Source organism: Teichococcus aerophilus, assembly GCF_014490485.1.
GTDB classification, from domain to species: Bacteria; Pseudomonadota; Alphaproteobacteria; order Acetobacterales; family Acetobacteraceae; genus Pseudoroseomonas; species Pseudoroseomonas aerophila.
Genome location: NZ_JACTVA010000030.1, coordinates 1 through 16951 on the forward strand (window position 1 = coordinate 1; position 16951 = coordinate 16951).

General features: G+C 70.3%; 9 protein-coding genes. All 9 read right to left on the minus strand.

Annotated elements, in window-relative coordinates:
- Positions 1 to 560: 560 nt before the first annotated feature.
- The 9 genes from IBL26_RS15765 to IBL26_RS15805 all read right to left on the minus strand — a co-directional run bounded on the left by IBL26_RS15765 (position 561) and on the right by IBL26_RS15805 (position 16906).
- On the minus strand, positions 561 to 4547 hold the full coding sequence (locus IBL26_RS15765) for a Pls/PosA family non-ribosomal peptide synthetase (protein ID WP_187785463.1): 3987 nt from the start codon (positions 4545 to 4547) through the stop codon (positions 561 to 563).
- Positions 4548 to 4632: 85 nt separating this feature from the next.
- Positions 4633 to 5937, minus strand: coding sequence for an NHLP bacteriocin system secretion protein (locus IBL26_RS15770; RefSeq protein WP_187785464.1), 1305 nt, complete (start codon positions 5935 to 5937; stop codon positions 4633 to 4635).
- Positions 5934 to 8495, minus strand: coding sequence for an ATP-binding cassette domain-containing protein (locus tag IBL26_RS15775; protein ID WP_187785465.1), 2562 nt, complete (start codon positions 8493 to 8495; stop codon positions 5934 to 5936). The genes IBL26_RS15770 and IBL26_RS15775 overlap by 4 nt, the downstream gene beginning before the upstream one ends.
- The gene (locus IBL26_RS15780; protein WP_187785466.1) at positions 8492 to 10588 is read right to left on the minus strand and encodes a cysteine peptidase family C39 domain-containing protein; all 2097 of its coding nucleotides are present in this window, start codon (positions 10586 to 10588) and stop codon (positions 8492 to 8494) included. The genes IBL26_RS15775 and IBL26_RS15780 overlap by 4 nt, the downstream gene beginning before the upstream one ends.
- Positions 10589 to 10640: 52 nt before the next feature.
- Positions 10641 to 11096: a hypothetical protein gene (locus IBL26_RS15785; protein ID WP_187785467.1), complete on the minus strand. Its 456-nt coding sequence runs from the start codon at positions 11094 to 11096 to the stop codon at positions 10641 to 10643.
- Positions 11097 to 11123: 27 nt separating this feature from the next.
- Complete coding sequence (locus IBL26_RS15790) at positions 11124 to 11630, minus strand: hypothetical protein (RefSeq protein WP_187785468.1); 507 nt, start codon at positions 11628 to 11630, stop codon at positions 11124 to 11126.
- Positions 11631 to 11660: 30 nt separating this feature from the next.
- Positions 11661 to 13673: a hypothetical protein gene (locus tag IBL26_RS15795; protein ID WP_187785469.1), complete on the minus strand. Its 2013-nt coding sequence runs from the start codon at positions 13671 to 13673 to the stop codon at positions 11661 to 11663.
- A gap of 382 nt (positions 13674 to 14055) precedes the next feature.
- On the minus strand, positions 14056 to 15765 hold the full coding sequence (gene mqo / locus IBL26_RS15800; protein ID WP_187785470.1) for a malate dehydrogenase (quinone): 1710 nt from the start codon (positions 15763 to 15765) through the stop codon (positions 14056 to 14058).
- A 148-nt stretch (positions 15766 to 15913) separates the two neighbouring features.
- A complete protein-coding gene (locus tag IBL26_RS15805; protein WP_187785471.1) occupies positions 15914 to 16906 on the minus strand; it encodes a tripartite tricarboxylate transporter substrate binding protein in 993 nt (330 codons plus the stop codon).
- Positions 16907 to 16951 lie beyond the last annotated feature (45 nt).

The following is a 16951-nucleotide window of genomic DNA, read 5'->3' on the forward strand; positions in this document are numbered from 1 at the left end:
CGGAAGGGCGCGGTTCCTTCGCCCTGGATGGCAAGATGATCGACATCCCCATCGTCCGCCGGGCCGAGGCGCTGCTGGCCCGGGCCGACGCCATCACCCGCCGCACCGCCGCCTGAGTAAGTCCCGGCGCCGCCCCGTTGGCTTTGGGGGGGCGCCGGGCTTTGATGTACGCCTGCTGCTGATGGGCGGGGGAAAGGTCAGGGGAAGGAATGCCCCTGAAACCCCATCTTTTTTCTGTCAGTTTGGCGATGCGCCCGGGGGTCCAGGTTGGCGCTGGGGATGATTTTGGCATTGGGCCACGCGGGTCGAATTGGCAGGCCCGGAGCTCTTGGAGCGGAATGGCTCGTGGTGGAACACCCGAACATCCCGCATGGCCCGCGCTCAAACAAAGGCGGAGAGCACGGTCATGAACGACCGTGAGCGCATCATGCTCTACGCCCACCCAGCCATGTCCCAAACACCCGAGACTCCCCAACAGCCAAGCCCGCAAGACTCGAAGAAATAAAAGAAGGGGTCCGGGGAATTCCTTCCCCGGCCTTCCTGTCCCCAGCCTGCGGCCCCTACACCGGCCGTGCCGGCGCACCCGCCCACTGCGTATGCGCGGGAATCGCCTCGCCCTTCATGACGATGGTCAGCAGGCCAAGCTCGGCATACTCGCCGATTTTGGTGTCGTAGAGCACGGTGGAGAAGGCGCCGATCGAGACGCCCTTCGCCACGTCGATCCGCCCCACCTTCATCACCCGGTCCTCGAACAGATGGGTCTGCAGGTTCGAGGTGGCGTTGATGGTGGCGTAGTCGCCAATGGAGACGCAGTCGAACTCCGTCATGTCCGTCGTGTCCAGGAACACGCCGCGGCCGATGCGGGCGCCGAACAGCCGCAGCGCCCAGGGCAGGAAGGGCGTGCCGCGGAACGCATCCAGCAGCAGCTTGCCGGCGGTGCCCCAGTACAGCGTCGTCACCGCTTCCGTCCGCAGCGCCCACCAGGACCACAGGCCCCGGTTGCCGGGGCGGTAGGTGCCCATCACCAGCCACTTCACCGCCAGCACCACCCCTGCGAGGATGAAGGAGCAGGCGACGCAGGTGGCGACGAACACCGGCAGGAATGCCACCCAGGTCTCCGAGGCCTCCAGCGCCGGGAACAGCACGTAATCGGCGGCGATGGTGCCGAGGGTGATGAACATCATGGTGGGCATGGAGGCGCTGAACAGCTCGAACACCGCGCGCACCGCGCGCCGCCACAGCGGCGGGCGGAAGGTGTGGGTCACGTCCGCCGCGTCGAAGCGCTGGCGCGATGGCAGGCGGATCGGCGGGCTGCCGAAGCGGGTCTCGCCCGGCTCCATCGGCTCCTCAGGCGGCTTGGACTTGATGCCGATCAGCGCGCCGGGCGGGATCTCGGCCCCCGGCGGTAGCACGGAATCATTGCCGATGAAGGCACGGTCGCCGATCCGCACGGGCAGCGACGTCATCCAGCCGCGCCGCACGTCCTCGTCCCCCAGCGTCACCTCGTCGGCCAGGAAGCAGCCCTCGCCGACCTCGATCGTGTCGTAGCGGCCGGCGAAGTTGGTGGCGATCTCGGTCCCCTTGCCGACCTTGGCGCCCATCAGCCGGTACCAGCCGCGCATATACACGGTGGAGTAGAGCGAGCTCAGGCTGTCCAGCATCACCTCCGCCGCCAGGGCGACAGTCCATTTCCGCATGTAGAAGCCGGAATGGAGCGAGCAGGTGCCCGCCGGCGCGCGCGGCAGCACGACCCAGCGGATGGCCGTCACCAGCAGCACGGTGCCGGCCATCAGGATCATTGCCGTCGGCCAGGTGAGGATCGGCAGGTACCACTGCACGCCGAGGAGCTGCTGCAGCACCTCGTCGTAATGGTCGAACACATAGAAGGCGGGGAAGATGGGCAGCAGGCCCAGCGCGGGCATCAGGAACACCAGGAAGCCGTAATACAGCGCCTGCAGCCCCTGCATCGCGCGGCCTGGCCGCGGGGCGTGCCGCGGCCAGCTGGTGGGGTCCACATGCCCCACCTTGCGGGCGGGCGAGCCATCCCAGCGCTCCAGCGCCGGGACAATGGTGTTGGGGGGCAGCGCGGTCAGGTCCGCCAGCTCCGCGCCCGCGCGCACCACGGTGTCGTGCCCCAGGGCACAGCCGGTGCCGATATAGGCATCCTTCTCCAGCACCACGCGGCCGATGATCAGCTCGTTGCCTACCACCTCCGCATTGCCGAAGGAGGCCTTGGCCCCGATGGTGACGTCGTCGCCGATCTCCAGCAGGTCGATCGCCCCGGCATGCAGGCCGCTGATGCAGACGCCCTTGCCCACCTTGGCGCCCAGCAGCCGCATGGCGGCGGCGGCCAGCGGCGTGCCCTGCATCAGCCGCAGCGGCACGAATTCCACCAATTGCCGCGCCAGCCACCAGCGGAAGAAATAGACCCCCCACAGCGGGTAGCGCCCCGGCGTGGCGCGCCACAGCACCAGCCGCTTGCCCAGGATACCGGCCAGCGCGACGCCCATGGTGACGAGCATGTAGATGCCCATCAGCGCCAGCACCTCGTAGTAATGGATGACGTCGTCGCTGGTGATCAGCTGGTACATCACGAAGATGGTCAGCCACGGCCCGGTCAGTGCCAGCAGCAGCACCGGCATGCAGGCCGCCTGCGCCATGCCGCACAGCACCCGCCGCAGCAGCGGCGGCGGGGTGAAGGAGAGGTCGAGGCTGCGGCGCGGCCCCTCCGCCTTTTCCCGCTCATCGATGCGGGCGGCAATCGCACGGAGCGTCCGCAGCCCGTACAGATCCTCCAGCGAGGCGCCGCGCAGCGCCGGCTGTTCCCGCAACGTCGCCAGGAAGGTGGCCGCCAGCAGCGAGTGGCCACCGAGGTCGGTGAAGAAATCCGCCTCGAACGGAATCGGCTGGCCGGGGAAGAGCGGCCTGGCGGCGGCCAGCAGCGCCGCCTCGGTCGGCGTCTGCGGTTCCTCCTGCGCCTCGGTCGCCGCCGGCAGGCTGAGCGTCAGCGCCTTCAGCGCCTTGCGGTCCGCCTTGCCGGAGGTCAGCCGCGGCAGGGTGGCCAATACCTCGAAATGCGCCGGCACCATGTAGGGTGGCAGTGTCTCCCGCAGCGCCGCGCGGGTGGCGGCGGCGTCGAAGCTGGCGCCGGCCGCCGGCACCACATAGGCCACCAGACGGTCGATCCCGTCATCCTGGCGCACCACCACGGCCGCCTGGGCGATGCCGGGGGAGAGCGAGAGGCGGGATTCGATCTCGCCCAGCTCCACCCGGAAGCCGCGCAGCTTCACCTGGTCGTCGATGCGGCCGTGGAACAGCAGCCTGCCATCCTCGCTCATGCTGACCGCGTCGCCGGAACGGTACAGCACCGGGTCGTCCGTGCCGCCGAACGGGTTGGCGATGAACTTCTCCGCCGTCAGCTCCGGCCGCCGCAGGTAGCCGCGGGCGATGCCGGGGCCACCGATCAGCAGCTCCCCCTCCACCCCCGCGCCCACCAGCTCCATGCCGGCATCGACGACGTAGCAGCTGTAGTTCGGAATGGGCCGGCCGATGGTGACGACGCCGTCCCGCGTCACCTCGTCCACCGTCGCCACCACCGTCGCCTCGGTGGGGCCGTAGGAGTTGAAGACGTGGCGGCCGGGCTGGCACCAGCGTTCCCGCACCGAGGGCGGGCAGGCCTCGCCACCCAGGATGATGATGCGGAGGCAGGGTACGTCCTCCGGCATCAGCGCCAGCAGCGTCGGCACGGTGTCCAGCACCGTGATGCCGGCCTCGCGCATCCGCGCCGGCAGTTGCTCCACCTCCCCCAGCAGGCGGGATGACGCGACCCACAGCGTGGCGCCGACCAGGTAGGGGACGAAGATCTCCTCCAGCGAGAGGTCGAAGGCGATGGAGGCGCCCTGGAACACCACGTCCTCCTGCGCCATGCCATAGATGGCATTGGCCGAACGCAGGTAATGGCAGATGTTCCGATGCTCGATGACAATGCCCTTCGGCTTGCCGGTGGAGCCCGAGGTGTAGATCGCGTAGGCCGGGTGCGACGGCGTCAGGCCACCCTCACGCGCGTCCGGCGCCGGGCCCTCCGCGCCTTCCTCCAGCAGCGCCGCGCAGGCGATGGCGGCGGCGGGCAGCGGCCGCTCCAGCTTCGCGCCCGTCACCGCGTCGGTGACGAGCAGCGCCGCCTCGCAGTCTTCCAGGCACTCGCCGATGCGCTCCGGCGGCGCATCCGCATCGAACGGGATATAGGCGGCGCCGCTCTTCAGGATGCCCAGCAGCGCCACGTGCAGGTCCAGCGAGCGGGACATCCACAGCCCGACGAAGCGCCCCGGCCCGGCGCCGCGCGCCAGCAGCGCCCGCGCCACGCGGTCGGACCGCGCATCCAGCTCGGCATAGCTCAGCCGCCCGGCACCGCAGACCACGGCTGCCGCATCCGGCACCCGGCGGGCGGAGGCGGTGAAGATCTCCGGCAACAGTTCGTCCCGCAGCAGGGACGGGTCGCGCGGGCCCAGGAGTGCCGCCTTGCGGGGCAGGATGGCGGTCACGTTCATGCGTCTGGACCCAAGCTTCTGAAGGACGACCGGCAAGCCACCATGGCATGGCGACGATAGCCGGGAAGAGATGAAGGAAACGGCATCAGCGGTGCGGCCCCGGCCCGCGCAGCATCTCCCGCAACGCCGGGATGATGAGGCCGAGGACGGAGACACGCTCCGTCTGCACCTTGGCTTCCAGCAGCGTGCCCGCAGTGATCTGCGCGTCCGGCCCGCCCGAGGTGGTCCAGCGGAAGCCGGAGCGGGTCTGCGGGTCGCGCGTCATCTCCACCGTCATCAGGAACAGCGGCCCCTCCGCCGTCAGCTTGCGGATCAGGTCGTCGTTCCGCAGCATGTGGCGCATCTGCTCCGGGCTCGCCGCCACGTCGGAGACGCTGGTCACCACGCCGCGGATGGAGCCGAACACGTCCCGCCGCACGGAGGTCGGGTCCACCAGCACCGGCATGCCGGGCTGCACCTTCTTGCCATCCCGCGCCGGGATCAGCACGGCGGAGACCAGGCGCGTGCCACCGGGCCGGAAGTCGGAAAAACTCTCATCCACCGGCAGCAGCGAGACCAGCGGCGTGTCGAAGCGGATCAGGTCCCCGGGAAACACCTTGAGTTCGGAGACGATGCCGTGCTCCGTCGCCCGCACCCAACTTTCATTGGCGATGCGGCTGCGCAGGCGGCCGATCTGCCGTTCCGCCTGCGCACGGCGCGTCTCCAGCGCCTGCAGCTCGCGCTCGTTCTGCGCCTGCTTCTCATGCGTCTCCAGCGAGAAGCCGAGCAACCGGCCCTGCTCGGTGGAAATGCGTTCCAGCACCTGGGCCAGTTCCTGCCGCACCTGCAGGTAGCGCTCGAAGGTAGTGTGGCCGCTGCGGCGCAGCGCCTCCATGCCATCGGCGAGTTGCGCCAGCAGCGCGCGGCGCTCCTGCAACAGGCGGATGGTCTCCTGGCTTGTCGCCTCCTGCTGCCGCCGCACGCCGCCGAACATCTCGATCGTCTCGGCCTGCAGGGTGCGGACGCGCTGTTCCTCCCGGCGGATCAGATCCAGCTCGCTCTCCGCCAGCCGCAGCTCGGAATCCAGCGCCGGCTGCACGATGCGCGCCACCGGCTGGCCAGGCGCCACGCGCTGGCCGGAATCCACCAGCATTTCCACGATGCGGCCCTCATGGTCCGCCGTCACGGTGAATTCCAGCACGCCCTTGGAGCTGAGGACGACGCCGGTGCCGGCCACGTTGATCGGCACATGCACCACCACGGCGCCGGCGATCATCGCCGCCACGGCCAGGCAGAGCGCCACCAGCGCCGCCAGGTGCCCGGCGCCCACCAGGCGCAACCCGCCGGCCAGGTCCTCCGGCCGGCGCAGCTGCGCCTCGGCTTCCGCGCGAAACAGGCTGGGGATGCTCATGGGTGGGCCGCCGGTGACTGGAGAGTGGGGGGCTGGAAGGTGGAGGGCGTGGCCAGCATCGCGGCGGGCGGGCCGGCAGCGGCCAGCGCGCCATCGCGCAGCATGATGATGCGGTCCGTCTCCCGCCACAGCGCCGGCCGGTGCGCGACGATGATGCGCGTGACGGGCAGGCCGCGCAGCGTGCGCATCACCTGGCGCTGCGCCGCGCCATCCAGCGCGCTCATCGCCTCATCCAGGATGAGCACGCTGGGGGACTGGGCCAGCGCGCGGGCGATGAGGATGCGCTGCACCTGACTGAGCGAGAAGCCCATCCCCGTCTCGCCGACCAGCGTGTGCAGGCCCATCGGCATGGCGCGCAGTTCCTCCGCCACGCCGGCCTGCGCGGCGAAGCCCCAGGCGGCGTCCATGTCGATGGCGGTGGTGCCGCGGATATTGTCGTAGACCGAGCCGGGGAACAGCCGGCTGTTCTGCATCACTAGCCCCAGCTTGCGGGTCAGCTGCCGGCGGTTGATGCCGGAGAGGTCATGCCCATCCAGCAGCAGCCTGCCCGCCTGCGGCGGCTGCAACCCGGCCAGCAGGCTGAGCAGCGTGGACTTGCCGCTGCCCGAAGCACCGGTAATGGCGACGAACTCGCCATCCGCGATGGAGAAGCTGATACGGTCCAGCGCGCGCCGCGCGCCGAAGAAGAAGCTGACATCCACCACGTCGATGCGGCCGGAGAGCACGGGCACCGGCGGGCCGGAGACGAGCGGCTCCACCGAGAAATCCAACAGCGGGCGCGCCAGCTTCGCCATCGGCAGCAGCTTCATCGCCCCCATCAGCGCGTGGGAGAGGCCCTTGCCCGCCCGCGTCAGCCGGCCCAGCACCAGCACGAAGGCCACCGCCTGCCCGGCATTCACCTCCGCCTGCGCGTTGGCGAAGGCCAGGGCGGCGAAGCAGGCGGCCAGCACCAGCGCGTCCCACAGATGTTCCAGCACGGGCAGCCGGTCGCCGATGCTGGCGGAGCGCATCAGCCGCGCCTGGAAGGCCAGGAAGTTATCGCCCCATTGGGTGAAGGCCCGCCGCTCCAGCCGGTTGCCGCGCAGCGCCGGCACCATGCGGACGAGGTCGTAGACGAAGGCGAGGACGATGACATCCATCCGCTCGCCCTCATAGATCGCGCGGAACTGTAGCCAGCCGATGAGCGCGGTGAGGCCGAGCCGCAGCAGGATGGCGCCGATGGCCAGCAGCCCGGCGGCGGGCGAGATGGTGGCGACCAGCGCCGCCGCCGCCAAGCCATGGATGAGCGCCAGCAGGCCTGTGCTGCCGAAGCCGATCAACGCGCGGCGGAACTTCTCCACCGTCTCCATCTCGGTCGCCAGGATCAGGGTCGTGGAGCCGCGCAGGTCGTTCGGGGAGAGCCGCAGCAGCCGGTCCACCATGGCGGCATGCAGGGCAAGGCCGGCGCGGCCCTGGGCGCGCAGTTCCGCCAGCTGGCCGATGGCGAAGAAGGCCGTCTCCACCAGCAGCGCCGCCAACAGGGCCGCCAGCAGCTGGAACAGGAAGCGCGTATCGGCGGTATGCACGGCGATGTTGGTGATCTGCTGCGAGGCCAGCGGCGGCAGCAGCGCCAACCCCGCGCCGACGACGCCGCACGCCCCCAGCAGCACGAAATCGGCCGTCGCCGCCTGGAGCCCGAAGCCCAGCAGCGACCGGAAGCTCAGCTTGCCGGCCGGCAGGGTGCGGCAGAACCCGTAGGCCTCCGCCGCCAGTGCCGACCAGTCGGCCTGCCGCAGGCGCCGCCGCGCGCCGCCGGCGGCGAGGGAAAACATGTCGTAGCCCCCGAAGCGGCGGGGCAGCAGCAACAGCGGCGTATCCCCGGCGGCGAATACCAGCATCGGCCCCTCGCCTTCCGGCCGCGCGCCGTTATCCAAACGCAGGGCGCGCAGGCGCAGGCCATGCGCGGCGGCGAAGCGCTCCAGGAAGTCCTCGCGGCCTTCCTCCGGGTCTTCCGGCACCGCCACCGGCCGGGCGCCCATCTGCCGTGCCAGTTCCGCCGCGGCTTCGGCCAACGGGCCGCCGGCGCTTTTCGGGGCGCGGCGGAAGCGGCGCTGCAACAGGCGGGGGAAGCCGGCCAGCGTGGCCTGATACGCCGCATCCTCCCGCCTCTCCGCCTCCGGCGCGGGCGCGGCCAGGGCTGCGGCGATGGCGGTGAGCAGTTGGTCGCTGCGGCCCTGCGCCTGCGGGTGCAACGAAGCCGCATCCAACACCGTGCCGAGCGTGGCGGCGGCTTGGTGCAATGCCTGCAACCAGGGGCGCAACCCGGCCTCATCCTCCTCCCGCGCCGGCTGCAACAGCAGGCGGCGGCGGGCCCGCAGCAGCCATTCCGTCCCCGGCGGGCCGGGCAGCAGCAGCGTCCCGGCTTCCAGCGTCGCGATGAAGCGCAGGCCGCCATCCGGCAGCCGCGCCATCAGGTCCACCGGGCCGCCGCGCAGCAGCGCCGGGGCGCAGGCGGAGAGCAGCGCGCTTTCCTGCGCGGCCAGCGCCAGGCCCCGTGCGGGTGGGGAGATCTCGTTCAAGTGCGCGGGTCCGGGCTCGCGGCCTGGTAGGCCGCCTCCACGTCCAGCGGCAGCAGCCGGTCCTTCTGCAGGAAGCAGGCACGGTCCAGGTGGCGGATGGCGCTGGCGCGGTTGGTCAGCAGGATCAGGGTGATGCCGCGCCGCCGCAGGTTCTGCAGCACCAGCGCCTCGGCCTCCTCATCCAGGTGGCTGGTGGCGTCGTCCAGCACCAGCAGGCGCGGGTTGCCGGCCAGGGCACGGGCGATGCCCAGCCGCTGCCGCTCCCCACCGCTGAGACCGGTGCCGCCCTCGCCGATCGGGCCATCCAGCCCGCCGGGGCGGGCATCGATCACCTCCGCCAGCCCGGCATCCCCTACGGCGCGGGCGATATCGGCGGCCGGGGTGGCGTTGCCCCAGACGGTGATGGCGGCGCGCAGGGTACCGTTGGGGAAGAAGGGCTGCTGGTCGACGAAGCCGATGCCCTCGCAATCCCGCACCCAGCCGGCGCCTGCCGTGCCGAACAGGATCTCGCCCCGCACCGGCGTGACGAGGCCGACCAGCAGCCGCGCCAGCGTGCTCTTGCCGCCGGAGGCACCGCCCATGATGCCGATGCTCTCGCCCACCTCCAGCGTGAGGTCGAGGCCGGAGAAGACCGGCGCGCCATTCGGGTAGGCAAAGCCGACATCCCGCAGCCGCACTGCACCGGTCGTGACGGGCACGGTGACAGGTACGGGGGCCGCCACTGTAGTGACGGCGCGCGGTTCATCCAGCACATCCCCCAGCCGGCCGAGCGCGGCGCCGGACTGGCCGATGGCGGTGCCGATGCCGGTGAAGGCCCCCAGCGCCGCGAAGAACAGGCCGGAGAGCGCCAGGAAGCCAACCAGCGTGCCCGCTGTCATCTCGGTATAGATCACCTGCAAGGCGCCGACGCCCAGCACCGCCAGGGTAGCGAAGCGGCTGCTGGCATAAGGCAGCGCTGCCAGCAGGTGCGTGGTGCGACCACTGCGCTGCTCCGCATTGATCAGGCGGGCCTCCGCCTGCACCATGCGGTTGAACAGCACCGGCTCGCTGCCGCTGGCGCGGGCCTGCTCCAGCAACGCGGTGCCCTGCACGGCCGCGGCATGCGCCTGGCCGGCCACCATCTGCAGGTGCACCGCCTGCTCCCGCACCCGGCCGGCGACGACGCGCAGCACCACCAGCTCCACCGCCGCCAGGCCCACCACCACGGCGGTCAGCACGGTGTCGTACAGCAGCATGATGCCGGCATAGCCCAGCATGGCCAGGCCATTGACCACCAGTTGCACCACGGGGCCGGAGACGGTGCCGGCCAGTTGCGTGGCGAATTGCGTGCGGCTGGAGACCTCCACCGCGCTGCGGCGGACGAAGAACTCGTAGGGCAGGTGGAACAGCCGCCACACATAGCGGGCGGAGATGACCGCGTTCACCTTGGTGCGCAGCAGCCGCAGCCCACGCAGGTAGAGGTAGCTGAGCCCCGCATTGAACGCGCCCAGCGCGACGATGGCGGCCAGCAGCGGTGCCAGCCAGTCACCGTGATCCTGCACCAGGTAGTCATCGACGAAGATCTGCGTCAGCCCCGGCACCAGCGCGCCGACCAGCACCAGCAGCCCGCTGATGAGGATGATGGCGGCGAAGGCGGCCCAGGAACCCTGCAACTGTTCCAGCAGCCGCCACAGCGCCGGGCGCGGCGGCGGGGTGCGGCGGAAGGCTGGCCCGGCGCGGAAGGTCAGGGTGATGCCGGTGAAGCGCGCGCCGAATTCCGCGCGGTTCAGCACGCGCCGGCCATGCGCGGGGTCGTTGATCTGGAACGCATCGCCTTGGATGGCTTCCAGCACCACGAAATGGTCGAAGTTCCAGAACAGGATCTGCGGCAGCGGCAGGCCGCGCAGTGCCTCCACCTCCCGGCTGAAAGCCTCGGCCTCCAGGCCCCGCGCCCGGGCGGCGGCGAGGATATCGGCGGCGGAGGTGCCATCGCGCGAGACGCCGCAGCTATCCCGTACCGCATCCAGCGATTCCCACCGGCCGAACGAAGCCAGCACCATGGCGAGACACGCGGCGCCGCATTCCGCCGCCTCCATCTGCAGGATGGTGGGCACGCGGCGGCTTCGGGACCGGCGGAAGAGCATGACGGCGACTCGCGATGCGCCGTTACGGCGCCGGGGCGGAAGCCCGCCGCAGGGCGGTGAAGGCGACGGCGATCTGCTCCTCCACCAGTGCGCCACGGGCGGCGGCGCCTTCCAGCGCCGCATAGGCCGTCTTCAACGCATCGTCGCCATAGGCGGGCGCGGTGCCGCCGGCGCGGGTGATCACCTGCTTCTCCAAGTCGATGACGGTCAGGAAAGCGACCAGCCGGCTCTTGCCCTGCTCCACCGCGTTGTTGAAGTAGCCAACGGAAAGCTGGCGCTCCGCCGCCTTGTACGCCGCTTCCAAGACGGCGGGGGACGCGGCGTTCTGGCCTTGCAGCACCTCCGCCCCCAGCCGGCCGATCCACTGCGCCTGCGAGTCCGACCAGCCGCCCGCCTTCGCGCGGGTGGCAAGCTGCGCCTCGAGGCCTTGCTGGGACTGGGTCATCTGTATCCACTCGATCTGCGGAGGTTGCGGCATCTCATCGGCCCGTGCGGCGTTCCCGGCTCAGTGCCGGGGGGCGTCGCGTTCCTCCGCCAGCAGGCGCTGGATCTCGGCGAAGCCGGCGGCGACCTGCCGCTCCGGCGTCTGGCCTGTGGCGGCGGCCTGCTCCACCCGGCCGCAGGCGGCCATCAGCACGTCGTCCCCGTATTCGGGGATGGGCGCGCCACGGCGCCCGGCCAGCTGCTTCTCCAGGTCGATGACGGTGAGGAAGGCGGCCACGCGGCTCTGGCCCTTTTCCAGCGCGTTCTGGAAATAGCCGACGGTCAGCTGGCGCCGCGCCTGGCCATAGGCCTCGGGCAAAGCCTGCTCGACCGGCACGCCATCGACCACGTCCTGCAGCAGCTTCTCCTTCGCCAGGATATCCAGCCAGGCTGCCTGGGATTCCGACCATCCCTCCAGCTGCGCGCGTTGCAGGATCTGCGCGCGAGCGGCGGCATCGATCTCCCGCAGATTCTCGGCGAGCCGGGCACGCTTCTGGGCGAATGGGTCGGGGGCGGTGGTCTGCGTCATGTCAGGATTCCCGATAAAAGCCGGCGCGCGTCAGCTGAAGAAGCCGGAGACAAAGGTCCAGCCATAGATGTAGGCCGCACCCACCGCGAGGATCGGAGTGTCCGAGATGACCTGCGTCGCCTTGTCGGTATTCTTGCAGGCCTTGTCGAAGTCGCCCTTGATGTTGATGTCGTAGGTCCCGCCCACGCCCAGATAGCCGCCGATGGTCAGCTTGACGTCGACCTTGCCGTTCTCGATGGAGATGTCCGGCTCGAACTTGACGCCGATGGCGCCCGCCTTGAAATGCCCGGTGGCGGATGCGCCGTTGCCGTCCTTGGTGAAGGTGCCGACATTGACGTCCGCGCCCACGCCGGCATTGGCCTCGAAGCCGCCGCCTGCCTTCACCTTCACCTTGCCGGTCTTGGGGTCGAAGCTAACGTCCACCTCGGCCTTGGCCTCCACCCGCGCCTGGACAAAGACGTCGGCGCCGACAGTGACCTTGCCTTCCCCCACCTTGATGTCGTGCGTCACCGTCACCGAGGCCGTGACCTCGGCGGAGGCCTTGACCTGCGCGTTGACGCCATCGAACCCCAGATGCGCGCCGGCCTTGGCGCCGATCTCGCCATGCAGGGCGGCGGAGACCGTCTCCGTATGCTCGAACCCCAGGACGGTGTCGGTGACGGCGTGGCTGACCTCGCCATGGAGGGCGAACTGCGCCGACGCATCGGCGTCGAAGGACGTATTGGTCGACGCGAAGCCCGCCTTGGCCTGATAGGATTCGGTGCCGAGCACGCGGTCCTTGGTGACCAAGATCGTCTTGCCCTGCTCGTCCTTCAGCGTCGTCACGTCCTCGCCGCCATAGCGCGTGACGGACCCATGGACGACCTTGGCGCCGACACCGAGATCGGAGCTCCAGCTCTCCGTCCCCGCCGTCACCGTGGTCGCGTCGATGCCCTTGTGCGTCTTGAGCACCCCGCCGGTGTCGGAGACGACGATGTCGTCCGTGCCGCTGTCGGCGGTGACCACGGGCTTGATGGTGTTGGTGTAGTGGCCATGCGCCTCGGCATCTTTCTTCGCCGCCTCGGTCAGCGCCTCGCTCACCAGCTTGTTGCCGAGATGGGTCAGGTTGGTGCGGACCATCTCCGCATTCTTCTGGGCCTGCTCGGCCTTCTTGGCGTCGTCCTGCTTGATCTTGGCGGCGGCATCGGCCTTCGCCTTCGCGTCGCTCAGCGCCTTGTCCAGCTGCGCCGCCACCTTGTGGCCGTCGGCGGCGTCGCCGTGGCCGGCGGCATCCTGCGCCGCCGGCTTCGGCACGCCGGGCGCGGGCGCGCCGGCCGCGGCAGGGGCGGGCTTGGAAGCCTCGGCCTTGGCCTGCGCCGTCACGGTCTCCAGCAGCTTGGTGTGCTCGGTGTGCTGCTGCACCGCCTGGTCATAGGCGGACTTGGCGGCGCTGATCTCACTGGCCGGCTTGTTCTGCTGCTGCAGGCTCTGCAGCCGGTCCTCGTAGGCCTTCACGGTGCCGGCGCTGATGCCGTGCAGCTCCTTCGCCGTATCCACCACGGAGCGCGGCCCCTCCCCGCCATGCGGGGCGGCGTCCAGCGCCTTCGGGCCGGCGCGGTCGTTATCCTGCTGCTTCTCGGCCGCCTTCTTCTCGGCATCGGCGGCGGTCGATTTGATGGTGACCTTGGTCGTCCCGGTACCCTGGTAGTCAGGGTTCTCCACTGTGTACTTCCACTCGTTCTTCAGGAACTCGCTGCCGCCCTTGAGCTTGATGCCCGTGACCGCCTTGAAGTCGTTCGCCACCTCCTTGGAATAGTTGGCGGGCAGGCTGGACTCGGGCTTGGCAGGGGGCTGTTCCGGCCCGCTGGCGGCCTCCGGGCCCGGCTTGGCGGCCGGGGTGGGCTCGGCGGCGTGCGGGTCTGCCCCCGCGGTCAGCGCGGCGGCGCGGTCCCCGTCCATGGGCTTGGCTTCATCGGCCCGGGCGCCGCCGATGATACGGCGAAGCACGTCTTCCGGCAGTGGCAGAACCCGGTCGGCGGGTGAGTGCTCGTTGGGTTCCGTCACGGGCTGCCTCCGGCATAGACGTAAGAAATTCTCGCTTTACGAAAATCACTACAGGAGGACTCTCACCTGCTCCAGAAAATTTGTTCGGGGCGGGGGCTCTTTGTGCCGCCCAGCCCTTGATGCCGTGCTCTGGCAGGCAACCTTGCCCGGTCACGAAGGCCTGAGGTGAAGGAACTGGGCTGGGGGAAAGCGGCGGAGACGTGACGGCAGTGAGCCCAGACCCGGCAGCCACCGTGGCCAAAGGCCCCTGTGGTCTGTCACAGCCGGCGGTCACCCCGCCCGCACAGGCTGGCGCCTCAAGGGCGCCCGGCCGCGCCAAAGGCGGTGCCGGTCACTATGAGGGCCGGCCATGCCACCGCACGGCCGGCCCTTCGGCACTTGACTACAGCGCCATGTCAGGCACGCGCCGCACCTCGCCCGCCGGGTTGGCGGCGGTGCTGGGCTTGGGGAAGGCGGCCGGGTCGATCGCGGGCGGCGCGATGGCCAGCTCCAGCCGCTCGCCCGTGGCGGCCCATTCCGCCGCCACGCGATCGGGATGCTGGTTCAGCAGCGTGCCGTAGCTCGGCACGATGCGGCGGATCTTCTCCTGCCAGGCCGGCGTCGCCAGCCGGTCGGCGAACACGCGCTGCAGCAGGTCCAGCATGATCGGCGCAGCGGTCGAGGCCCCGGGCGAGGCACCGAGCAGCGCGGCCAGCGTCCGGTCCCCGGAATGGACGATTTCGGTCCCCAGCTTCAGCACGCCGCCCTTTTGCGCGTCCCGCTTGATGATCTGCACCCGCTGGCCAGCCTGCCACAGCCGCCAATCCTCGCCCCGCGCCTGCGGGTAGTATTCCCGCAGCGCCGCCAGCCGGTCGGCGTCCGACATCATCAGCTGCTCGCCCAGGTAGCGGACGAGGTCGAACTCATCCCAGCCCACGCTCAGCATCGGCCGGATATTGTCCAGCGTCACCGAGGCCGGCAGGTCGAAATACGACCCCTCCTTCAGGAACTTGGTCGAGAAGGTGGCGAAGGGGCCGAACAGGATGACGCGCTTGCCGTCCAGCATCCGCGTGTCCAGGTGCGGCACGGACATGGGCGGGGAGCCGACAGAGGCCTTGCCATAGGCCTTGGCCAGGTGCCGGTCCACCACCCCCGGTGCCTCGGTGACGAGGAAGGAGCCGCCGACCGGGAAGCCGGCATAATTGTCGCCTTCCGGCACGCCGGACATCTGCAGCAGGTGCAGCGCGCCGCCGCCGGCGCCAAGGAACACGAACTTCGCGTCCACCGTCCGCTCATCGGCCCCGGTCTTGCGGTTCTTGTAGGTGACGCGCCAGGTGCCATCGGTGTTCCGGGCGATGGCACTGACCTCGCTGGACGTGTGCAGGCTGAACCCCGCCTGCGCCTTCAGGTGGGAGACGAACTGGCGGGTGATCTCGCCGAAATTCACGTCCGTGCCCTGCGGCGCCCGCGTGGCCGCGATCTCCTGCCCCTTGTCCCGCCCTTCCATCATCAGCGGCACCCACTCGGCGATCTTCGCGGCGTCGCGCGAGAACTCCATGCCGGCGAAGAGCGGGCTGGATTGCAGCGCCTCGTGGCGCTTCTGCAGATAGGCGATGTTCTCGGCACCCCAGACGAAGCTCATATGCGGGGTAGAGTTGATAAAGGAACGCGGGTTCTTCAGCACGCCGGCCTGCACCTGATGCGCCCAGAACTGGCGGGACACCTGGAAGGCCTCGTTGATCTCGACGGCCTTCGCGGTCTGGATCTTCCCGTCCGCGTCCTCCGGCGTGTAGTTCAGCTCGGCCAGGGCGGAGTGGCCGGTGCCGGCATTGTTCCAGCCATTCGAGCTTTCGAGCGCGACATCATCCAGCCGCTCGATCATCTCGATCGACCAGCCCGGCTCCAACTCGTGCAGCAGCACGCCGAGCGTCGCGCTCATGATGCCGCCGCCCACCAGAAGCACGTCCACCGCCCGGACGGCAGGGGCCGCGCGCACCGGCAGCGCCGCGATGGCGCCGGCCGCGACGGCGGTGCCAAGCAGCTGCCTGCGGTTCAGCGTGAGATGTCGGGGGTTCTCAACGGCATTGCGGCCGTTCTTGTCGTCTTCGCGCATTGATAGAGGTCCTCATTCAAAAACCTCCCTATGCCGCCTCCTCTAGCCAGAACCCGGCGCGCCATCAACCTGCGCGCGCCTCATGGCAGCGCCGCAGGCCGGCGGCGCCGGTGCCAGGACCCGGGCGGGCGGCACCGGCGCCGGGGCGTCAGTTGAGCGTGACCTTCGCCTCGACGATGACCTTGCCCCAGCGGGACAGCTCCTCCCGCAACTGCGCCGCCGTCGCCTCGGGGGTGGTGGGCTCGGGCAGCACGCCCTGTTGGATCAGGCGGTTGCGCACGTCGTCCTGCGCCAGCGCCGCGCGCAGGTCCCGGTTCAGCCGCGCCAGCACCGGGCCCGGCGTGGCGGCGGGCGCCAGCACGCCGTAGAGGGAAGAGACCTGGAAGCCGGGCAGGCCCGCCTCCGCCGTGGTCGGCACATCCGGCATGACGCTGCTGCGCGTCCCGGTGGCGATGGCCAGTACCTTCAGGCCGCTGCCGTTCTGCATCACGTTGGGCAGGGTGGCGAACATCAGATCCACCTGCCCGGCCAGCACGTCCGCCAGCGCCGGCGCGCCGCCGCGATACGGCACGTGCAGCATCCGCGTGCCGGTCAGCGTGGCGAAGTACTCGCCGGCCAGATGCTCGGTCGAGCCATTGCCGGAGGATGCGTAGCTGAGCGGGCGGTCCGCCTTCCGCAGCAGCGCGATCAGCTCCGCCAGGCTGGACGCCCGCACCCCGGCCCCGGCCACGACGACGATCGGCACGGCGCCGATGGTGCCGACCGGCGCGAAGTCCCGCCCCAGGTCCAGGCCCAGATTATTGCCCGGCATGCCGGCCAGCATGGCGAAGTTGGTGATGGGCGCCATCATCAGCGTGTGCCCGTCCGCCGGCGCGCGCGCCACGAATTGCGCACCGATGGCCCCGGCGGCGCCGGTGCGGTTCTCCACCACCACCGACTGGCCGAGATGCGGGCCCATGCCCTGCCCGACCAGCCGCCCGACGAAATCCACCGCGCCGCCGGGCGAGAAAGGCACGATCAGCCGCACCGGCTGGTTGGGGAAGCCCTGCGCCCGCGCGGGCCGCGCGATGGCGAGGCCGATCCCGGCCGCCAGGATGGAGCGGCGCCGGAGCCGCGATGGGGAGCGAAGATTCATGGGCATTCTCGAAGCCTTCCCTGAGAGGCCGGTGACGCGTGGCAATCATCC